A 16333-nucleotide genomic window follows, 5' to 3' on the forward strand; every position below is an offset into this window, starting at 1 on the left:
AGTTTTCATAAGAATTTTTCCGCTGCTGGCGACGTTGACCGCAAGTTTTTGCGTGCAGGCGGAATCCTTGTCCGCCAGGCTGGCCGATCCGCTGGCGACCGAGGCCATGCTGCCCTTGCGTTCGGCGTCGGCACTGGCAGCGCGCGTCGGCGAGCGGCCGTGCGCCAGCGAATTGCCGGCATCGCCGCTGACGCCGCTTGATGCGGTCGATCTGGCGCTGTGCAACCACCCGCAGACCCGCGAAGTCTGGGCTTCGGCGCGACTGCAGGCGGCCCAGGTCGGGGTTGCCCGTTCCGGCTGGCTGCCGTCGCTTGACGGCCGGGCCGGCGTGACCCGCAATTTCACAGACGACAGCCAGCTAACCCAGCGCAACGCGGCGCTGAGCCTGTCCTGGCTGCTGTTCGATTCCGGGCAACGGTCGGCCAACATCGACAATGCCCGGCAATTGCTCGACGCCGCGCTGGCGACGCGCGACGCGACGGTGCAGTCGTTGTTCCTTGCCGCGCTGCAGACCTATTACCGCGCCCAGGCCACGCAGGCGGCGGTGCAGGCGGCGAGCGATGCCGAGCGTTCGGCCCGCGAAAGCTTGGCGGCGGCCGAACTGCGCTACCAGGTCGGCATCGCCACCCCGGCCGATCGTCTGCAGGCGCAGACCGCCGCCTCGCAGGCCCGCCTGAACACTCAACGGGCTGAAGGCGATGCGCGCAATGCGCTAGGCGCGCTGGCCAACGCGCTCGGCTTCCCGGCGCAGACGCCGCTGCAGCTTGCCGCCTTGCCGGCAGTCGCTGCGGCGAACGAATTCCAGCAGGATGTCGATGCGCTGATCGCTGCCGCCCAGGTGCGTCGGCCCGACCTGAAGGCCGCCGAAGCCCAACTGCGTGCCGCCGATGCGTCGATTGCCGTGGCCCGGGCTCAGGGCCGGCCGACGCTGTCGCTGGCGGCCGGGCCGAACTGGCAGCGTTTCGAAGGCGAAACGACGCGCACCGGCAGCATCGGCCTGACGCTCAATGTGCCGATCTTCACCGGTTTCGAGAATACCTACCGCGTGCGTTCGGCCGAGGCACAACTGGAGGCCCGCGCCGCCCAGCGCGACCGCCTGCGCAACCAGGTGGCGCTCGATGTCTGGCAGGCTTACCAGAGCCTGACGACGGCAACGCAGACGGTGCAGACATCGCGCGACCTGCTGGCCAGCGCCGAGCAATCCGAACGGGTTGCCCTCGGACGTTACAAGGCCGGCGTCGGCACCGTGCTTGATCTGCTGAGCGCGCAAAGTGCGCTGGCCAGTGCGCGCGTGCAGCGCATCCAGGCCGAACTCGACTGGAACATTTACCGCGCCACGCTGGCCCAGGCCATGGGCGCGCTTGATTACTCGCTGCTGCAGGCAGCGGAAGGAAGACCATGAAAACTAAAGGCAAGCTGCTGCTTGGCGTGCTGATCCTCGCCGGACTGGCCGGCGCCGGTGCCTGGTATCTCGGCGTGCGCGGCGAGCAGGACCCGGAGAAACGCTACCGGACGATGCCGGCCGAACGTGGCGAGGTGACGCAGACGGTATCGGCCAACGGCACGCTCAATCCGGTGGTGCTGATCAGCGTCGGCACGCAGGTCTCGGGCACGGTGAAGAAGCTCTATGTCGATTTCAACGACAAGGTGAAGGCCGGCCAGCCGCTGCTCGAACTCGACGATGCGCTGGTTTCCGCCAGCGAGCGCCAGAGTGCAGCCACGGTCGCCAATGCCAGGGCCTCGCTGGATCTGGCGCAGGCCAACGAGGCGCGGATGAAGGCCTTGCTGGCGCAGGAATTCGTCTCGAAACAGGAATATGACCAGGCCAGCCAGGTGCTCAAGTCGGCGAGGGCCCAGTTGGCCCAGGCGCAGGCGCAGAATTCCCGCGATCAGGCCAATCTCGGTTTCACGGTGATCCGTTCGCCGGTGGACGGCGTCGTCATCGACCGCGTGGTCGATCTCGGCCAGACGGTGGCGGCCAGCTTCCAGACGCCGACGCTGATCAAGATCGCCCGCGATCTGGCCGAGATGCGCATCGACACCAGCTTTGCCGAAGCCGATATCGGCAGCATTCGCGAAGGCCAGAAGGCAAAGTTTACGGTCGACGCCTTTCCGAACCGGAATTTCGACGGGGTCGTGCAGCAGATCCGCCTGAATCCGACAACGCAGCAGAATGTCGTCACCTACAACGTGCGCATTTCCGTCGCCAATCCCGACCATCTGCTGCTGCCGGGGATGACGGCCTATGTCACGATCGGCGTGCAGCAGCGCCAGGATGTGCTGCTGGTGCCGAACGCGGCCTTGCGTTTCAAGCCGGCCGAGGCCGTGGACAAAAAGCCTGACAGTCCGGCGGCGACACCGCCGGCCGGCGCTGCGGGCAAGAATGGCAAGAAGCGCGACAGCCAGCGGGCGACGGTTTACGTGCTGGCCGACGGAAAACTGCAGCCGGTCAGCGTCCAACTGGGCATTACCGACAGTCGCAATACCGAAGTCGTGGGGGGCGAACTGACCGCAGGTGCGCGCATCGTCGTCGGCGAGAACAGCAATGGCAGCAAGCCGCCGTCCTCGGTCGGCATGCGGATGTTCTGATGGCTGAACCGGTCATCCGGGTCAGCGGTCTGGGCAAGTCCTACCAGACCGCAGCGGGCCTTTTTCCGGCGTTGCGCGGTGTCAGTCTGAGCATCGAGGCGGGCGACTACCTGGCGATCATGGGGCCGTCGGGCTCGGGCAAGTCGACCTTCATGAACCTGCTCGGCTGTCTCGATACGCCGACCACCGGGGACTATTTCCTGGCCGGCGAAAATGTCGCGCAGATGGACAAGGACGCGCTGGCCATCCTGCGCAACCGGACGCTCGGTTTCGTCTTCCAGGGCTTCAACCTGTTGCCGCGGATGAGCCTGCAGGACAATGTCGCGCTGCCGCTGGTCTATGCCGGTTTTGACAAGGAAACCCGGCGGGCACGGGCGCGCGGGCTGCTTGAACGGGTTGGCCTGGGGCAATATGCCGAGTCGCTGCCCAACCGCATTTCCGGTGGCCAGCAGCAGCGCGTGGCGATTGCCCGGGCGCTGGTCAACGAGCCGCGGCTGATCCTCGCCGACGAGCCGACCGGCAATCTCGACAGTCACACCAGCGAGGAAATCATGCGCCTGTTCGGTGAACTCAACGCCGACGGCATCACCATCGTGCTGGTCACGCACGAGCCGGATATCGCGGTTCACGCCAGGCGGCAGGTCCGCTTCCTCGATGGCGAGATCGTCAGCGACCAACTCACCGGAGCCGCCGCATGATCCGTCCGATGCTCGGAGAAGCCTGGCTGGCGATGGGCGCCAACCGCCTGCGCACGGCGCTGACGATGCTCGGCATGGTGATCGGTGTCGGCGCCGTGGTGATCATGCTGGCCATCGGCCAGGGCGCGCAATATGCCGTGCAGCAGACGATCAACACAATGGGCTCGAACCTGTTCATCATTCTCGCCGGCTCGTCGACCACCGCCGGCGTGCGCAGCGGCAGCGGTGGCGGGCCGACGCTGACCGTCAGCGACAGCGAAGCCATCGCCGAACTCGATGGAGTCGCCAACGTCGCGCCGACGCACCAGGGCTCGCGGCAACTGGTCTATGGCGCGCAGAACTGGAGCAGCCAGGTCATCGGCACGACCCCGGCCTATCTCGATGCGCGCGCGTGGAACATCGTCAATGGGGGCAGTTTCGGTGATTCCGACGTGCGTTCGGCAACGCGGGTGGCGGTCATCGGCAAGACCGTGGCGGAAAACCTGTTCGGCGACGAGGACCCGGTCGGCAAGACGCTGCGCATCCAGCAGAGCCCGTTCATCGTCGTCGGCGTGCTCGGCGCCAAGGGCCAGAACCTCGATGGCCGTGACCAGGACGATACCGTGATCATTCCGCTGAGTACGGCGCAGCGCAAGGTTTTCGGCACGCCGTTCGTGGGCTCGGTGCGGATGATCATGGTCCAGGCCGATTCGGCCGAGGGCATGGAAAAGACGATGAACAGCGTCGAGTCGCTGCTGCGCCAGCGGCATCGCCTGCGTGAGGGGACGCCCAACGATTTCTTCATGCGCAACCTGTCGGCAGCGGCAGAGTCGGAAGCCGAGACGACCCGGACGATGTCGATCCTGCTCGGCGCCATCGCGTCAATCTCGCTGCTCGTCGGCGGCATCGGCATCATGAACATCATGCTTGTGTCGGTCACCGAACGGACCCGCGAAATCGGCATCCGCATGGCCATCGGCGCGCGTCAGAAGGACATCCTCAGCCAGTTCCTGCTGGAAGCGGTGATGATTTCCTTTGCCGGCTGCCTGCTCGGCCTGCTGCTCGGCATCGCCATCGCCCTCGGCATCAATTTTTTCACCGGCATGGTCGTCGTCATTTCCGGTACGGCGGCCGTACTGGCCTTTGTCGTGGCTGCCAGCGTCGGCATCTTCTTCGGCTGGTACCCGGCGCAGAAGGCGGCGCGGCTCGATCCGATCGAGGCCTTGCGCTACCAGTGATTCCCGGCGCGGCCGGCCGCTTCGCTTTTTTTTGATTTGTCCGCTATGGCGCGGTCGACCGCAGCATTAAGCTGGATTCCCCTCGTTGTGGAATAGCTGATGATCAATCCCGTTCGCCGCCGTCTGCTGCTTGCCGGTGGTCTGTTGCCGCTGTACCGGCCGCTGCGCGCGGCAGTGCGTCAGGTTGTCGTGGTCGGTGGCGGCTGGGGTGGCCTGGCGGCCGCCGCGCAACTGTGCCGGCAGGCGCCGGATCTCGCGGTGACGCTGGTCGACCGCCAGGCCGCCTTCCATTCCTTCGCACTTGGCAATCGCTGGCTGGTCGATCACGGCCAGGTGCCGGCACCGATGCGGCGCGATTATGCTGCCGTCGCCGCAGCGCGCGGCTACCGCTTCGTTCAGGCCGAAGCCCTCGGCATCGACCGTGCCGGGCAGCGCCTGATGACTTCGGCCGGCGCGCTGCCCTACGACTGGCTGGTACTGTCGCCGGGCATCCGCGAGGATTTTTCCGCCTGGCAGATTAGCGATCCTGCTGCGGTCGACCTGCTGAAAAAGCGATTTTCCGGCGCCATGGTGCATGCCGGCGAATTGCCGGCACTGAAGGCGCGCTTGCAGGCGTTCACCGGCGGCGACCTGCTGCTGACCATCCCGCCCTTGCCCTACCGTTGCCCGCCGGCGCCGTACGAGCGGGCGCTGCTGATCGCCTGGTGGCTGAAGACGCGGCGGATTCCCGGGCGCTTGATCATCGTCGATCCGAATCCGCTGATGCCGGCTTTCCGCCATGCACTGCTCGAACGTTTCCGTGACCAGGTGACTTACCTTGACCATGCGCAGGTGCGCAGTGTCGATCTTGAGCGGCGCACGTTGAGCACCGATATCGATGACATCCGTTTCGACATGGCGCTGCTCAGTCCGCCGCAACAGGCCGCCGGGCTGCTCTGGCCGGCCGGGCTGATCCGCGCCGATGCCAATACCGGCGCGCCTGACGGCTGGGCGGCGCAGGGCGCGCTCGACCTGCGCAGTCGTGACGACGAACGGATTTTCATCATCGGCGACGCCGCCGGGGTGGTTTCGCCGCTGTTCGGTCATTACCCGAAGACCGGCCATGTCGCCAGCCGGATGGGCGCCATCGTCGCCGGGCAGATTGCTGGCGGGCAAACGCCGATGTTGCCGGAAAGCCTCTGTCACCTGCTTTCCGGGGTCGATCCGGACGCCGGGACGCGGATCGAAACGTCCTATCGCCTGCGCGGCGACGGTTTCCTGTTGCAGGAGGTCAGGCAGGTCCGCCGACCGAACCCGGCGGGTGAAGATGTCGCCTGGGCCGCCGGCCAGTACGCAGGTTTTCTCTAGCGCTCAGTGGCGCGCCCAGGTCGAGGTCTGGCCGTCGGGCTTGACCAGCAGGGTTTCGTAGAATTCGCGGCGGATGCGCGGGGCTGCGGTTTCCGTATCGAGCACGGTGCAGGCGGTCTGGCAGATCGGGCTGGAATATTCGCGGCCGGGTGCGCCGAGCGGTAGCCCGGGAACGGCGAGACCGAGGGCCTTGGGTTTCTCGTTCAGCAATTCCTTGATCTGGTCGGCGTGCACATGGCCTTCGATGAAGTAGCCGGCGATGCTGGCGCTGGGCACGGCTTCGAGATCCTTCGGTACCTTCAGCTTGCGCTTGACCGCGTCCATCGCGTCGGTCTGCGTGACCTTGACGGTGAATCCGTGCTGGCGCAGGTGTTCCGCCCAGTCGATGCAGGCCAGGCAGACCTTGGGCATGTAGACGGCGATCGGCGGCAGTTCGCCAGCGCCGGCGTGCTGTGCGGCCACGAGCAGCAGGGTGCAGGCGAGGCGCTTCAGCATGGCTTGCCGGCCTTGCAGCCCTTGAGCACCCACAGCGAGATGACGCCCGCCGCTTCGTCGGCCTTGACCTTGCGCGCCATCGACGTCGGGTCGCGGCCATTGTCGGTGGTCGCCAGCGGGTCGGCGCCGGCTTCGAGCAGCACGCGGGCGTGCGTCGCGCGGCTGGCGTAGGCGGCCATGTGCAGCGGCGTGGCGCCTTCGCCGTCGCGGGCGTTGATGTTGGCGCCAGCGGCGATCAGCGCCCGCAGCGCGCCGAGGTCGGGGTTCATGGCTGCCAGGTGGATGGCTTGCGAGCCATGGGCTGTGCGCAGGTCGCGTGCGCCGGGATCGGCCGCCAGGGCGCGGCGTACATCATCGCCACTGCCCTGGCGGGCAGCGTTGTGGATGGCCTGGTCAGCCGCGAATGCCGGTGCGGCGCCCAGGCAGGTGAGCAGGAAAAGAAACAGGAAACGCATGATGGCCTCGGCAAGCGGGGGAAGGTTCCGATTGTTGCCGTGCTGGCTCCGCCCAGCTTTGATCCAGATGAAATTTCAGATCAGGCGGGGGCGATTGCCGAGTTCGTTGGGGTTGTCGTCGCCGGCCGGAAAATGGGCGGCAAGCAGCGCAGTCATGCGGTCGACGGCGTTCACCAGGCCATTCCGGTAGCGACCTGCGGCAAAATCGGTTTCGATTTCACGGCAGATCGCATCCCATTCGGTCTGCGCGACGACGGCCGCGATGCCACGGTCTGCGAGGATTTCGACGCAGTGATCGACCAGTTGCACGTAGAGCAGGATGCCGCTGGCTTCACGCGTGCGGTCGACGCCATAAAGGGCGAACAATTCGCCGGCACGCTGGCGGTTGCTGGTTTCGTGACGGAGCGCGGCAAACGGCAGCGGGCCTTCGACGACGATGCAGATTTCGCCGCGATGCCGGGTTTCCGATTGGCTGATCGCTGCCGTCACGGCATCCAGGTCGGCCTTGCGGAAGGCGCGCCGGACCAGCCAGCCGGGGGCGGTCAGGTGTTTCAGTTTGCGCAGCAGGCCCATTTCACCATCTCCCCGAGGCGCCGCCGCCACCAAAACTGCCGCCACCGCCGGAAAATCCGCCACCACCACTGCGTCCGCCACCGCCTGAATGCCAGCCGCCACCGCCGCCGCCGGAGCGCAGGAAGGAGGCGCCGAAGGTGATTGCCGCGGCGATCAGCGCGGCGATCACCGAGCCGAAACTCATCCAGGCCAGCCAGCCGGCCAGCGCCGAGACGGCCAGCGAGCCGGCGATGCCGAACAGCGCGCGGGCGATGCTGGCGACGAAGATGGCGACGAAGAGCAGGGTGTCGCTGGCGCCGCCACTGTCATCCGGTTGATCTTTCGGTGCCGGCAGGGGCTCGCCGTCGATGGCTTTTGCCAGTAATTCCACGGTCGACCGCAAGCCGCCGGCAAAATCGCCTTCGCGGAAACGCGGCACCATCTGTTCGTCGATGATGCGCTTGGCAATGGCATCCGGAATCGCGCCTTCCAGCCCGTAGCCAACCTCGATGCGCATCTGCCGGTCGTCCTTGGCGACAATGACGATGACACCGTCGTCGACGCCTTTGCGTCCGATCTTCCAGGCTTCCGCCAGGCGGATGCCGAACTGCTCGATGCTTTCCGGCTGCGTCGTCGGCAGCATGACGATGGCGATCTGCGCGCCCTTGGCCTGTTCCAGTTCGCTCAGCCGGGCGACCAGTCCGGCCTGGTCCTCAGCGCTCAGCGTGCCGGTGCTGTCGACCACACGCTCGACCAGTGCCGGCAGCGCGACCGGATCGGCCGACCAGCCGGCCAGCGGCAGCAGGGCGAGAAAGCAGGCGAACAGCCAGCGCAGCATGGCGGCTTACTTGCTGTCGAACTTGACGGTCGGCGGCTCGGCAATGGCTTTTTCGTTATCCACCGTGAAGTTGGCCTTGGGCTTCCAGCCGAGGACCATCGCCGTCAGGTTGTTCGGGAATGTACGCACGGAGATGTTGTAGACGCGGACCGACTCGATGTAGCGGTTGCGCGCGACGGTGACGCGGTTCTCGGTGCCTTCCAGTTGCGCCTGCAGGTCGCGGAAATTGGCGTCGGCCTTGAGTTGCGGATAGTTTTCGGCAACCACCAGCAGCCGGGCCAGGGCGCTGCTCATTTCGGCCTGGGCCTGCTGGAACTTGGCGAAGGCCGCTTCGTCGTTGATCAGTTCCGGCGTCGCGTTGATGCCGCCAATGCTGGCACGGGCTTCGGTGACGCGGGTCAGCACTTCCTTCTCGTGGGCGGCGTAGCCCTGGACGGTGGCGACCAGGTTGGGCACCAGGTCGGCGCGTCGCTTGTACTGGTTGAGCACTTCCGACCAGGCGGCATTGACGCCTTCATCGTTGATCTGGATCTGGTTGTAGCCGCAGCCGGAGAGCATTGCGGTCAACAGGGCGACAAGGGCAAAAAGGCGAAGGCGCATGGCAGGGACTCCTGAATTCATCATGGGCGGAAGATTAGCAGCCGCAGGGGGCGACGAACGTAAATTTTGGTGGGACTTACTTGCCCAGTTCGCCGCTGGCCCAGCCGAGCGCTTCGCGGTAGCAGTCGATCAGCGCGGCCGGGGCGATCTGCATGGCGCCGGCCAGGACGACGGCCTGGTCGAGACGGCAGCGTTCGATCATGATCGCCAGTTGCAGGTAGCGGGCGTACGGACCTTCGTTGCGCAGCAGGACGGCAGCGACCTGTTCGGGCAGGCGGATGCGGTTGAGGATGTCGGCCATCGGCTGGCCGAGCAGGCAGTCGATGACCGACAGCAGGCCGACCAGGAAAAGTTCGTCGGCACGTTGCCGGTCGGCGTTGCCGACCAGTCCTTCGAGCAGCGCGCCGCGACACAGGGCGATGACGAGCAGCGTGCGGTCCCGGCCGCTGTCGGCGTCGATGTGGAACATCGCCAGGGATAGCCAGCGGTAGAGCGCATCACGGCCGAGCAGGGTGATTGCCTCCTCGATGCCGGCGACCTTGCGCGGCAGTCCGTAGAGCGGCGAATTGGCCATGTCCAGCAGTTTGACGACAACCGCCGGGTCACGCATGGCGGTTGAGGCGATGTCCTTGAGTTCGGCATCGCTGCGGATCTGGTTGAGCATGTCGATGACGACCAGCCGGCTTTCACTGATCTTGCCGGTTGGAGCTTCCTCGTCGCGGCTGGCGGCGAAGCCGCCGATGCTGAAGGTGAAGCCGAGACGCTGGCACAGTCGGTGTTCGGGCCAGGTGTGCACTTGGTCGGCGACCAGTTGTACCTCGGGCCGGCGCCGGCGCAGGGCTCGCAGCCGCTGCTCGAGAGCAGCCAGCGGTGCTTCCTGGAAATCGAAAAGCAGCAGGTCGACCGGCCAGTCGGCGGTGCCGTCTTCTTCATCCGTGCTCCACCCGTGGTAGGTCGCAACTTTGGCGCCGGCCGCGTGAATGGCATCGATCAATTGCCGCGGCTCGGGCTGGCGGGCCAGGTCGGTGAGCAGGAAACAGGTGTTGGTGGCAATGACGGCGGAGAAGTCGGTGGCCGACCACTGGCTTGTCGTCAGCGGGATCAGCAGCGGGCGCCGGCTGGCGAACTGACGGGCATTCTCCTGCTGCAGGCATGCTTCCAGCGCGCCGCCGTCGATGTTGTCACAGTCGCTGAATGCCCTGGGCTGGATGCGGTAGCCGGCGATCCGCGAATTGCCATCGATCATTTCCTGCCAGGCAAAAAGGATGCGTGTCGCCGGTTTTGCCACCGTCGCAGTCGTTACCGGCGGTGCGCTCGTCAGCGGCGTGGCCGGTTCTGGCGCAGCGGTCCGGAGTCCGAAAAGTTTCCTGAGAAATTGCAAGGTGCGAACCCGTCGTCGATCAAGCCGCCATCATAGGCCAGCCAGGGGTTTTCAGGAATGCCGTTTACCCGGCGGGTGATGCGGTCTCCAGGGGGAGCCAGAGGCCGTCGGTCAGCCCCTCGATGGGACGGAATTTCGCCTTGTAGGCCATCTTCCGGCTTTCACCGATCCAGTAGCCGAGATACAGATAAGGCAGTTGCAGGGCTGCGCATTGCCTGGCCTGCCACAGGATGTTGTAGGCGCCGTAGCTGGCGCCGGCGACATCCGGGTCGAAAAAGGTGTAAACCGACGACAGGCCGTCGTCGAGGACGTCGATGACGCTGACCATGCGGACCACGCCGTTTTCGGAGAACTCGATCAGCCGGGTGTCGACGCGGCTTTGCAGCAGGAACTGGGCGTACTGGTCGTTGCTGTCCTCGTCCATGCCGCCCCCCGGATGGCGGCTGCGCTGGTAGCGCACGTAAAGCTGGAAGTGTTCGGGGACGAAAATCAGCGGCAGTTCGCGAACGTGGAGGTCGGCGTGGCGTTTCCAGGCGCGGCGCTGGCTGCGCGACGGATTCAGTGCGGCAACCGGCAGGCGTACCGGCACGCAGGCCCGGCAGTGGTCGCAATGCGGTCGGTAGGTGAAGATGCCGCTACGGCGGAAGCCGGCGCGGACCAGCGTGCTGTAGATCTCGCTGTCGATCAGGTGGGCCGGCGTGGCGACCTGCGAACGGGCTTCGCGGTCATCGAGGTAGCTGCACGGGTAGGCCGATGTCGCGTAGAACTGGAGCAGCGAGAAGGGCAGGTCGGCGTCGTCGGGCTGGGCCATGGCGATCACCATTTCGCAGGCAGGCCGGTGGCCGACCAGTCGGCCCGGCCGCCAGCGGCCGTCAGTTGCTGCAGACGGTCGAGAAACTGGCTGCGCGGGATTTCGCGGGCACCGAGCGAGGCGAGGTGGGTGGTGTACATCTGACAGTCGATCATGCCGAAGCCATGGTGCTGCAGGTAGCGGATCAGGTGGGCGAAGGCGAACTTGGAAGCGTTGTCGCGCCGGGAAAACATCGATTCGCCGTAGAACATGCGACCGATGGCCAGGCCGTACAAGCCACCGACCAGTTCGCCTTCTTCCCAGGTTTCGACAGAATGTGCCCAGCCAAGTTCATGCAGGCGGAGGTAGGCGTCGCGCATGTCGGAGGTGATCCAGGTGCCGTCCTGTCCCGGGCGAGGTGTCGCGGCGCAGCCGTCGATGACGCCGGCGAAGTCGCTGTCGAATTTTACGGTCAACGGGCCGTTACGCAGGATTTTGCGCAGCGAACGGGTGAGCCGGAACTCCGGCGGGAACAGCACCATGCGCGGATCGGGGCTGTACCATAGCGGCTGTCCTTCGACCGTGCCCCAGGGAAAGATGCCACGGCGGTAGGCATCGAGCAGGCGGTCCGGCAGCAGTTCCCCGCCGACGGCGAGCAGCCCGTTCATCTCGGCGTGCGCTGCGGCGACCGGCGGAAACGGGTCGAGCGGGCCGAGGAAGGGAATCATGCGATGACGATCAGCGGTGCCAGCTCACCGCCTTGGCGGTGTTTTGCTCGATCCGGATTTCGCACTCGGGATCATCGCCGCAGGCGTCGTGCTTCTTGAAGGCAATCACGTGGTCGGCATCGAGCCGGATGCCGATTTTTTCGCCGAGCGCATGGTTGTGATGCGACGGGACCAGCGACAGGACTTCGCTGCCGCTGGCGAGGCGCAGCGTATACAGGATGTCGGCGCCGCGAAAGGCCTTGTGCAGCACTTCCGCCTGGACCGCACTGGCATCGTCATGGACGATATCGTCCGGGCGCAACAGGATGTCGACAGCGCAGCCATCCTCGCAATGGTCGCAGCTTTCGTGGCATTCGACCGGGGTGTCGGAAATCAGCGTGCCCAGTTCCATGCGCACGCTGTTGCCTTCGCCGACGACACCGGACAGCAGCACGCCCTGGCCGATGAAATCGGCGACGAAGCGGTTGGCCGGCCGGTGGTACAGGTTGTAAGGCGTATCCCATTGCTGGATCCGGCCGTTGTGCATGATGCCGATTTCGTCGGCCATGGCGAAGGCTTCGTTCTGGTCGTGGGTGACCATGACTGCGGTCGACCCCTCGCGTTTGAGGATTTCCCTGACCTCGACCGACAGCCGTTCACGCAAGCCGACGTCCAGGTTGGAGAAGGGCTCGTCAAGGAGGATCAGCGCCGGTCGAGGGGCCAGTGCGCGGGCCAGGGCGACGCGCTGCTGCTGGCCGCCGGAAAGTTCGTGCGGATATTTGTTGCCCTGACCGGCGAGGCCGACGGTGGCCAGCAACTGGCGTACGCGCAGACTGGCGTCCTCGCGCTGCTTGCGGTCGAGACCGAAGGCGATGTTCTCGTCGATCGTCAGGTGTGGAAACAGCGCGTAATCCTGGAAAACCATGCCGATCCGGCGTTTTTCCGGGGCGACCCGGCTGTCGTGGCGACTGACGGTTTCGCCGTGCAGGCGGATTTCGCCGCCGGCAATTTCCTCGAAACCGGCGATGCAGCGCAGCAAGGTCGTCTTGCCGCAACCAGAGGGTCCGAGCAGGCAGGCAATCTGTCCTGCCTCAAGACGAAAATCGACGCCGTCGACGACGGTATGCTTGCCGTAGCGCTGGATTACGCCAATCAATTCGAGCTGTGTCATGGTGCTCGATTATAATTCGCATTCATGTCCATGCGCGCATCCACTTACTCTCCCCTGCTCATCATCGGCATTGCCGTCGCCCTGCTGGCCGGCCTGCCGGTCGCCAGCGTCGGCCTCAACCTGTTTGCCGGCGGAACCAGCGAAACCTGGTCGCATTTGTCGCATACGGTATTGCCCGAATACATCGCCAACTCCCTGTGGCTATGCCTGGGGGTCGGTCTGGGGGTCGGCGTGGTCGGCGTGGCAACCGCCTGGCTGACGGCAATGCACGATTTTCCCGGTCGGCGTTTTTTCGAGTGGGCGCTGGTGCTGCCGCTTGCCGTGCCGGCCTACGTCATGGCGTATGTCTATACCGATTTCCTGCAGTTCGTCGGACCGGTGCAAAGCACCCTGCGTGACCTGTTCGGCTGGGAATTCGGCGATTACTGGTTTCCCGACATCCGGACGCTGCCGGGGGCGATGGCGATGTTCGTCTGCGTCCTTTACCCCTATGTTTACCTGCTGGCCCGCGCCGCCTTTCTCGAACGCGCCAGCGGCATGCTGGAAGCAGCCCGGACCCTGGGCATGGGACCGTGGCGGGCCTTCTTCATGGTTTCGCTGCCGCTGGCACGGCCGGCCATCGTGGCCGGCATTGCGCTGGCGCTGATGGAAACACTGGCCGATTACGGCACGGTGGCCTATTTTGCGGTCAACACCTTCACCACCGGTATTTACCGCGCCTGGTTCTCGCTGGGCGACCGCATTGCCGCCGCGCAACTGGCGGCAATGCTGCTCGGCTTCGTGCTTTTCCTGCTGATGGCCGAGCGGATATCACGTGGCCGTGCGCGCTATCACAACACGACCGGCCGCAACCGGCCGATGGCCGGGGCGCAGTTGCGCGGTATCAAAGGTGTTGCCGCGACATTCGCGTGTGCCATGCCTCTGTTTCTGGGTTTCGTCCTGCCGGCCCTGCTGCTGCTGAAAATGGCGCTGACCGATGGCGACGCACAGTTCGGCGAGCGTTTCCTGATCCTGTCGCGCAACAGTTTCCTGCTGGCCGGAACGACGGCCTGCATCGGTGTCCTGCTTGCCCTGCTGCTGGCTTACGGTGCCCGGCTTTCGCAAACTTCGTTCTCCGCCGGGCTGAATCGTCTGGTCGGCCTCGGCTATGCCGTGCCGGGGGCGGTGATCGCCGTCGGTGTACTGATTCCGGTGACCCGGCTCGATCACTGGCTGTCAGGGCAATGGGAAACGTGGTTTGGTCATAACCCCGGCCTGCTGCTGACGGGCGGTATCGCCGCGCTGGTTTATGCCTATCTCGTCCGCTTCCTGGCGGTGGCGCTGCACACCGTCGAATCGAGCCTGGCCAAAATCACGCCGAGCATGGATGACGCGGCCCGCAGCCTTGGCCTGGGGCAGGGCGAGACCTTGCGCCGGGTGCATACGCCCTTGTTGCGTGGCAGCCTGCTGACTGCCGGCCTGCTGGTTTTTGTCGATGTGATGAAGGAACTGCCGGCAACCCTGGTCATGCGTCCGTTCAATTTCGATACGCTGGCCACCCAGGCCTATACGCTGGCTTCCGACGAGCGTCTTGCCGAGGCGTCGACAGCCTCGCTGGCCATCGTGCTGGTGGGGTTGCTGCCGCTGGTCCTGTTGTCGCGACAGATATCGGCATCGCGCCGGCGCTGAGCGCCACGTCTTATTCCTTGCTGCCTGGCGTTTCCGGGCTAATGGGTTTGGCCGGGTCGCTGGCCGGGCTGACCTTTTCCCAGGCGCCACCGCTGCGTTCGAAATCGATCGCCAGGATATTCGTGTCCACGCCGTATACGCCCTTCATGTCGACATGTTCGATGTGTTCATCGCTGGCGGTGTTGTCGAACTCGATGATGTTGTCGCCAATCATGCCGGAAGTCGAGAGGTCTGCCGGTCCCGGCGCCGGCGTTTCCGGAAGTGGGTGGCTTTCGAATTCCAGCATGGGGACGTCCAGGCTGTTGATCTGGCCGGCAGAGATTTCCCGGGCGCGTTCGAAAACTGAAGGCGGAATGTCGAGGTCTTCGGGAACCTGTGCCTGGTTGGCCAGCAACAGGGCCACGATATCCGTGTGTCCCGCGCGCATGGCCAGGCGAAGCGGGGCGCCGGTGCCGTCGGCCGTCAGTGCGTTGACATCGGCGCCGCGGTTGATCAATTCCCTGATGATGGAAATCTCACCGGTAAAACAGGCGGTGCGTAGCGGCAAGCCGGCAAAGCCGTGGATGTCGGTTTCTTCTATGTCGGCGCCATCGTCGAGGGCGGAGACGACCCGGTGCAGGCTATTGGCACGGATCGCTTCAATCAGTGCGCTGGCACCAAAGCTGTTGGATCCCATGGTTTCCTTCCCTTGAAGTGGGGGAATTCTAGGGGATGCCAACCGCTTTGGCGAGCCCTGCCGTGGCTGATTATTTGAAGCCGGCGCGATCAAAGATCATTTGCGCCTTGATCTGGTACATGGCCAGGCTGTTGACCGGGAGTTTGTCAGCCTTGAACTTGCCCAGTTTTGCCAGGGCGGGATTGTCGACCTTGACCGACTCGACGACCGGCCATTCGTTGTTGCCATCAGCGAAGTAGCGCTGGGCCGAATCGGATGCCAGGTATTCGAGGAACTTGATCGCAGCTTCCTTGTTCGGCGCATGCTTCAGCACACCGCCACCGGAGATGTTGATGTGCGTGCCTGTCGTCGCCTGGTTTGGCCAGACAACACCGATCTTCTCGACCACTTTCTGGTCTTCCGGCTTGGTCGACCGCATCAGGCGGGCGACGTAGTAGCTGTTGGAAATCGCCACGCCGCATTCGCCAGCGGCAACTGCCTTGATCTGGTCGGTGTCGCCACCCTTCGGGCTACGGGCGAAGTTGGCGACCATGCCGCGGGCCAGAGCTTCTGCCTTGGCTTCACCTTCATGCGCGATCACCGAGGCAAGCAGGGAGAGATTGTACGGATGGGAGCCGGAACGCGAACAGACCTTGCCCTTCAGTTTTGGGTCAGCCAGGTCGGCGTAATTCTGGACATCGGCAGCCTGAACGCGAGCCTTGTTGTAAACAATGACCCGGGCGCGGGTCGAGAAGGAAGCCCATTCTTCGGTGCGCAGGTGAGCCGGGATGCGCTTGTCCAGCACCGCCGACTTCAAGGGGGCGAACAGGCCCATCTCACGGGCCTTGGCCAGGCGCGATGCATCGACAGTCAGCAGGATGTCGGCCGGGCTGTTGGCGCCTTCGTTGCGGATGCGCTCGAGCAACTCGTCTTCCTTGCCTTCGATGCGATTGATCTTGATACCGGTTTGCTTGGTGAAGTCTGCATAAAGCGCGTCATCGGTCTGGTAGTGACGTGCCGAGTAGAGGTTGAGGACCTTTTCCTGGGCGATGGCTGGCTGGAGGGCTGCGGCGATGGACAGCGCGACGAGCGTGGCTTTTAGCTTCATGACAACTCCTGTATTTGCGGTATGAGAATTGTTCCAGTTTACTGTAAAGACTTGTTAATGAG

The 16333-nt window shown here is 64.8% G+C and carries 17 protein-coding genes; 6 read left to right on the plus strand and 11 right to left on the minus strand.

Annotated features, from left to right (window positions below):
* Positions 1–67: 67 nt before the first annotated feature.
* From BJN45_RS04585 to BJN45_RS04605, 5 genes are all read left to right on the plus strand, one after another.
* Positions 68–1402 carry a TolC family protein gene (locus BJN45_RS04585; protein ID WP_240494491.1) on the plus strand — a complete coding sequence of 445 codons (1335 nt, stop codon included), beginning with the start codon at positions 68–70 and terminating at the stop codon, positions 1400–1402.
* Positions 1399–2589 (plus strand): efflux RND transporter periplasmic adaptor subunit, encoded by a 1191-nt coding sequence (locus tag BJN45_RS04590; protein ID WP_076092619.1) that lies wholly within the window; start codon positions 1399–1401, stop codon positions 2587–2589. The genes BJN45_RS04585 and BJN45_RS04590 overlap by 4 nt, the downstream gene beginning before the upstream one ends.
* A complete protein-coding gene (locus BJN45_RS04595) occupies positions 2589–3287 on the plus strand; it encodes an ABC transporter ATP-binding protein (RefSeq protein ID WP_076092621.1) in 699 nt (232 codons plus the stop codon). The genes BJN45_RS04590 and BJN45_RS04595 overlap by 1 nt, the downstream gene beginning before the upstream one ends.
* On the plus strand, positions 3284–4504 hold the full coding sequence (locus BJN45_RS04600) for an ABC transporter permease (protein WP_076092623.1): 1221 nt from the start codon (positions 3284–3286) through the stop codon (positions 4502–4504). Before BJN45_RS04595 ends, BJN45_RS04600 begins: the two co-directional genes overlap by 4 nt.
* A 99-nt stretch (positions 4505–4603) precedes the next feature.
* The gene (locus tag BJN45_RS04605) at positions 4604–5851 is read left to right on the plus strand and encodes an NAD(P)/FAD-dependent oxidoreductase (protein WP_076092625.1); all 1248 of its coding nucleotides are present in this window, start codon (positions 4604–4606) and stop codon (positions 5849–5851) included.
* A gap of 3 nt (positions 5852–5854) precedes the next feature.
* Here the strand turns inward: BJN45_RS04605 and BJN45_RS04610 are convergent, their stop codons facing one another.
* From BJN45_RS04610 to BJN45_RS04650, 9 genes are all read right to left on the minus strand, one after another.
* Complete coding sequence (locus BJN45_RS04610) at positions 5855–6346, minus strand: DUF411 domain-containing protein (protein WP_076092627.1); 492 nt, start codon at positions 6344–6346, stop codon at positions 5855–5857.
* Positions 6340–6801 (minus strand): ankyrin repeat domain-containing protein, encoded by a 462-nt coding sequence (locus BJN45_RS04615; protein WP_076092629.1) that lies wholly within the window; start codon positions 6799–6801, stop codon positions 6340–6342. The genes BJN45_RS04610 and BJN45_RS04615 overlap by 7 nt, the downstream gene beginning before the upstream one ends.
* Positions 6802–6876: 75 nt before the next feature.
* A complete protein-coding gene (locus BJN45_RS04620; protein ID WP_076092631.1) occupies positions 6877–7374 on the minus strand; it encodes a TPM domain-containing protein in 498 nt (165 codons plus the stop codon).
* Between the two features lies 1 nt (position 7375).
* Complete coding sequence (locus BJN45_RS04625) at positions 7376–8191, minus strand: TPM domain-containing protein (RefSeq protein WP_076092633.1); 816 nt, start codon at positions 8189–8191, stop codon at positions 7376–7378.
* A gap of 6 nt (positions 8192–8197) precedes the next feature.
* Positions 8198–8791, minus strand: a complete 594-nt coding sequence (locus BJN45_RS04630) for a LemA family protein (protein WP_076092635.1) — start codon at positions 8789–8791, stop codon at positions 8198–8200.
* A gap of 76 nt (positions 8792–8867) precedes the next feature.
* Complete coding sequence (locus tag BJN45_RS04635; protein WP_076092637.1) at positions 8868–10079, minus strand: EAL and HDOD domain-containing protein; 1212 nt, start codon at positions 10077–10079, stop codon at positions 8868–8870.
* A 157-nt stretch (positions 10080–10236) separates the two neighbouring features.
* A complete protein-coding gene (locus tag BJN45_RS04640) occupies positions 10237–10983 on the minus strand; it encodes an arginyltransferase (protein ID WP_076094052.1) in 747 nt (248 codons plus the stop codon).
* A 5-nt stretch (positions 10984–10988) separates the two neighbouring features.
* Positions 10989–11690 (minus strand): leucyl/phenylalanyl-tRNA--protein transferase, encoded by a 702-nt coding sequence (aat, locus tag BJN45_RS04645; RefSeq protein WP_076092639.1) that lies wholly within the window; start codon positions 11688–11690, stop codon positions 10989–10991.
* A 10-nt stretch (positions 11691–11700) separates the two neighbouring features.
* The gene (locus BJN45_RS04650; RefSeq protein WP_076092641.1) at positions 11701–12840 is read right to left on the minus strand and encodes an ABC transporter ATP-binding protein; all 1140 of its coding nucleotides are present in this window, start codon (positions 12838–12840) and stop codon (positions 11701–11703) included.
* A 30-nt stretch (positions 12841–12870) separates the two neighbouring features.
* Between BJN45_RS04650 and BJN45_RS04655 the strand changes: the two genes are divergently transcribed.
* Entirely contained in the window at positions 12871–14508 is a 1638-nt protein-coding gene (locus BJN45_RS04655) for an ABC transporter permease (RefSeq protein WP_076092643.1), read from the plus strand.
* Positions 14509–14518: 10 nt separating this feature from the next.
* Here BJN45_RS04655 and BJN45_RS04660 read toward each other — a convergent pair whose 3' ends face one another.
* The gene (locus BJN45_RS04660; RefSeq protein ID WP_076092645.1) at positions 14519–15184 is read right to left on the minus strand and encodes an ankyrin repeat domain-containing protein; all 666 of its coding nucleotides are present in this window, start codon (positions 15182–15184) and stop codon (positions 14519–14521) included.
* A gap of 70 nt (positions 15185–15254) precedes the next feature.
* Positions 15255–16271: a Fe(3+) ABC transporter substrate-binding protein gene (locus tag BJN45_RS04665; protein WP_076092647.1), complete on the minus strand. Its 1017-nt coding sequence runs from the start codon at positions 16269–16271 to the stop codon at positions 15255–15257.
* Between the last annotated feature and the right edge of the window lie 62 nt (positions 16272–16333).

Source organism: Azonexus hydrophilus, from assembly GCF_001956855.1.
Lineage (GTDB): Bacteria > Pseudomonadota > Gammaproteobacteria > Burkholderiales > Rhodocyclaceae > Azonexus > Azonexus hydrophilus_A.

Coding starts and splice junctions, on each gene's coding strand:
- BJN45_RS04610 (WP_076092627.1), bottom strand. CDS start 6,346: ATGCTGAAGCGCCTCGCCTGCACCCTGCTGCTCGTGGCCGCACAGCAC.
- BJN45_RS04625 (WP_076092633.1), bottom strand. CDS start 8,191: ATGCTGCGCTGGCTGTTCGCCTGCTTTCTCGCCCTGCTGCCGCTGGCC.
- BJN45_RS04655 (WP_076092643.1), top strand. CDS start 12,871: ATGCGCGCATCCACTTACTCTCCCCTGCTCATCATCGGCATTGCCGTC.
- BJN45_RS04615 (WP_076092629.1), bottom strand. CDS start 6,801: ATGCGTTTCCTGTTTCTTTTCCTGCTCACCTGCCTGGGCGCCGCACCG.
- BJN45_RS04660 (WP_076092645.1), bottom strand. CDS start 15,184: ATGGGATCCAACAGCTTTGGTGCCAGCGCACTGATTGAAGCGATCCGT.
- BJN45_RS04650 (WP_076092641.1), bottom strand. CDS start 12,840: ATGACACAGCTCGAATTGATTGGCGTAATCCAGCGCTACGGCAAGCAT.
- BJN45_RS04600 (WP_076092623.1), top strand. CDS start 3,284: ATGATCCGTCCGATGCTCGGAGAAGCCTGGCTGGCGATGGGCGCCAAC.
- BJN45_RS04605 (WP_076092625.1), top strand. CDS start 4,604: ATGATCAATCCCGTTCGCCGCCGTCTGCTGCTTGCCGGTGGTCTGTTG.
- BJN45_RS04665 (WP_076092647.1), bottom strand. CDS start 16,271: ATGAAGCTAAAAGCCACGCTCGTCGCGCTGTCCATCGCCGCAGCCCTC.
- BJN45_RS04620 (WP_076092631.1), bottom strand. CDS start 7,374: ATGGGCCTGCTGCGCAAACTGAAACACCTGACCGCCCCCGGCTGGCTG.
- BJN45_RS04590 (WP_076092619.1), top strand. CDS start 1,399: ATGAAAACTAAAGGCAAGCTGCTGCTTGGCGTGCTGATCCTCGCCGGA.
- BJN45_RS04640 (WP_076094052.1), bottom strand. CDS start 10,983: ATGGCCCAGCCCGACGACGCCGACCTGCCCTTCTCGCTGCTCCAGTTC.
- aat (WP_076092639.1), bottom strand. CDS start 11,690: ATGATTCCCTTCCTCGGCCCGCTCGACCCGTTTCCGCCGGTCGCCGCA.
- BJN45_RS04630 (WP_076092635.1), bottom strand. CDS start 8,791: ATGCGCCTTCGCCTTTTTGCCCTTGTCGCCCTGTTGACCGCAATGCTC.
- BJN45_RS04595 (WP_076092621.1), top strand. CDS start 2,589: ATGGCTGAACCGGTCATCCGGGTCAGCGGTCTGGGCAAGTCCTACCAG.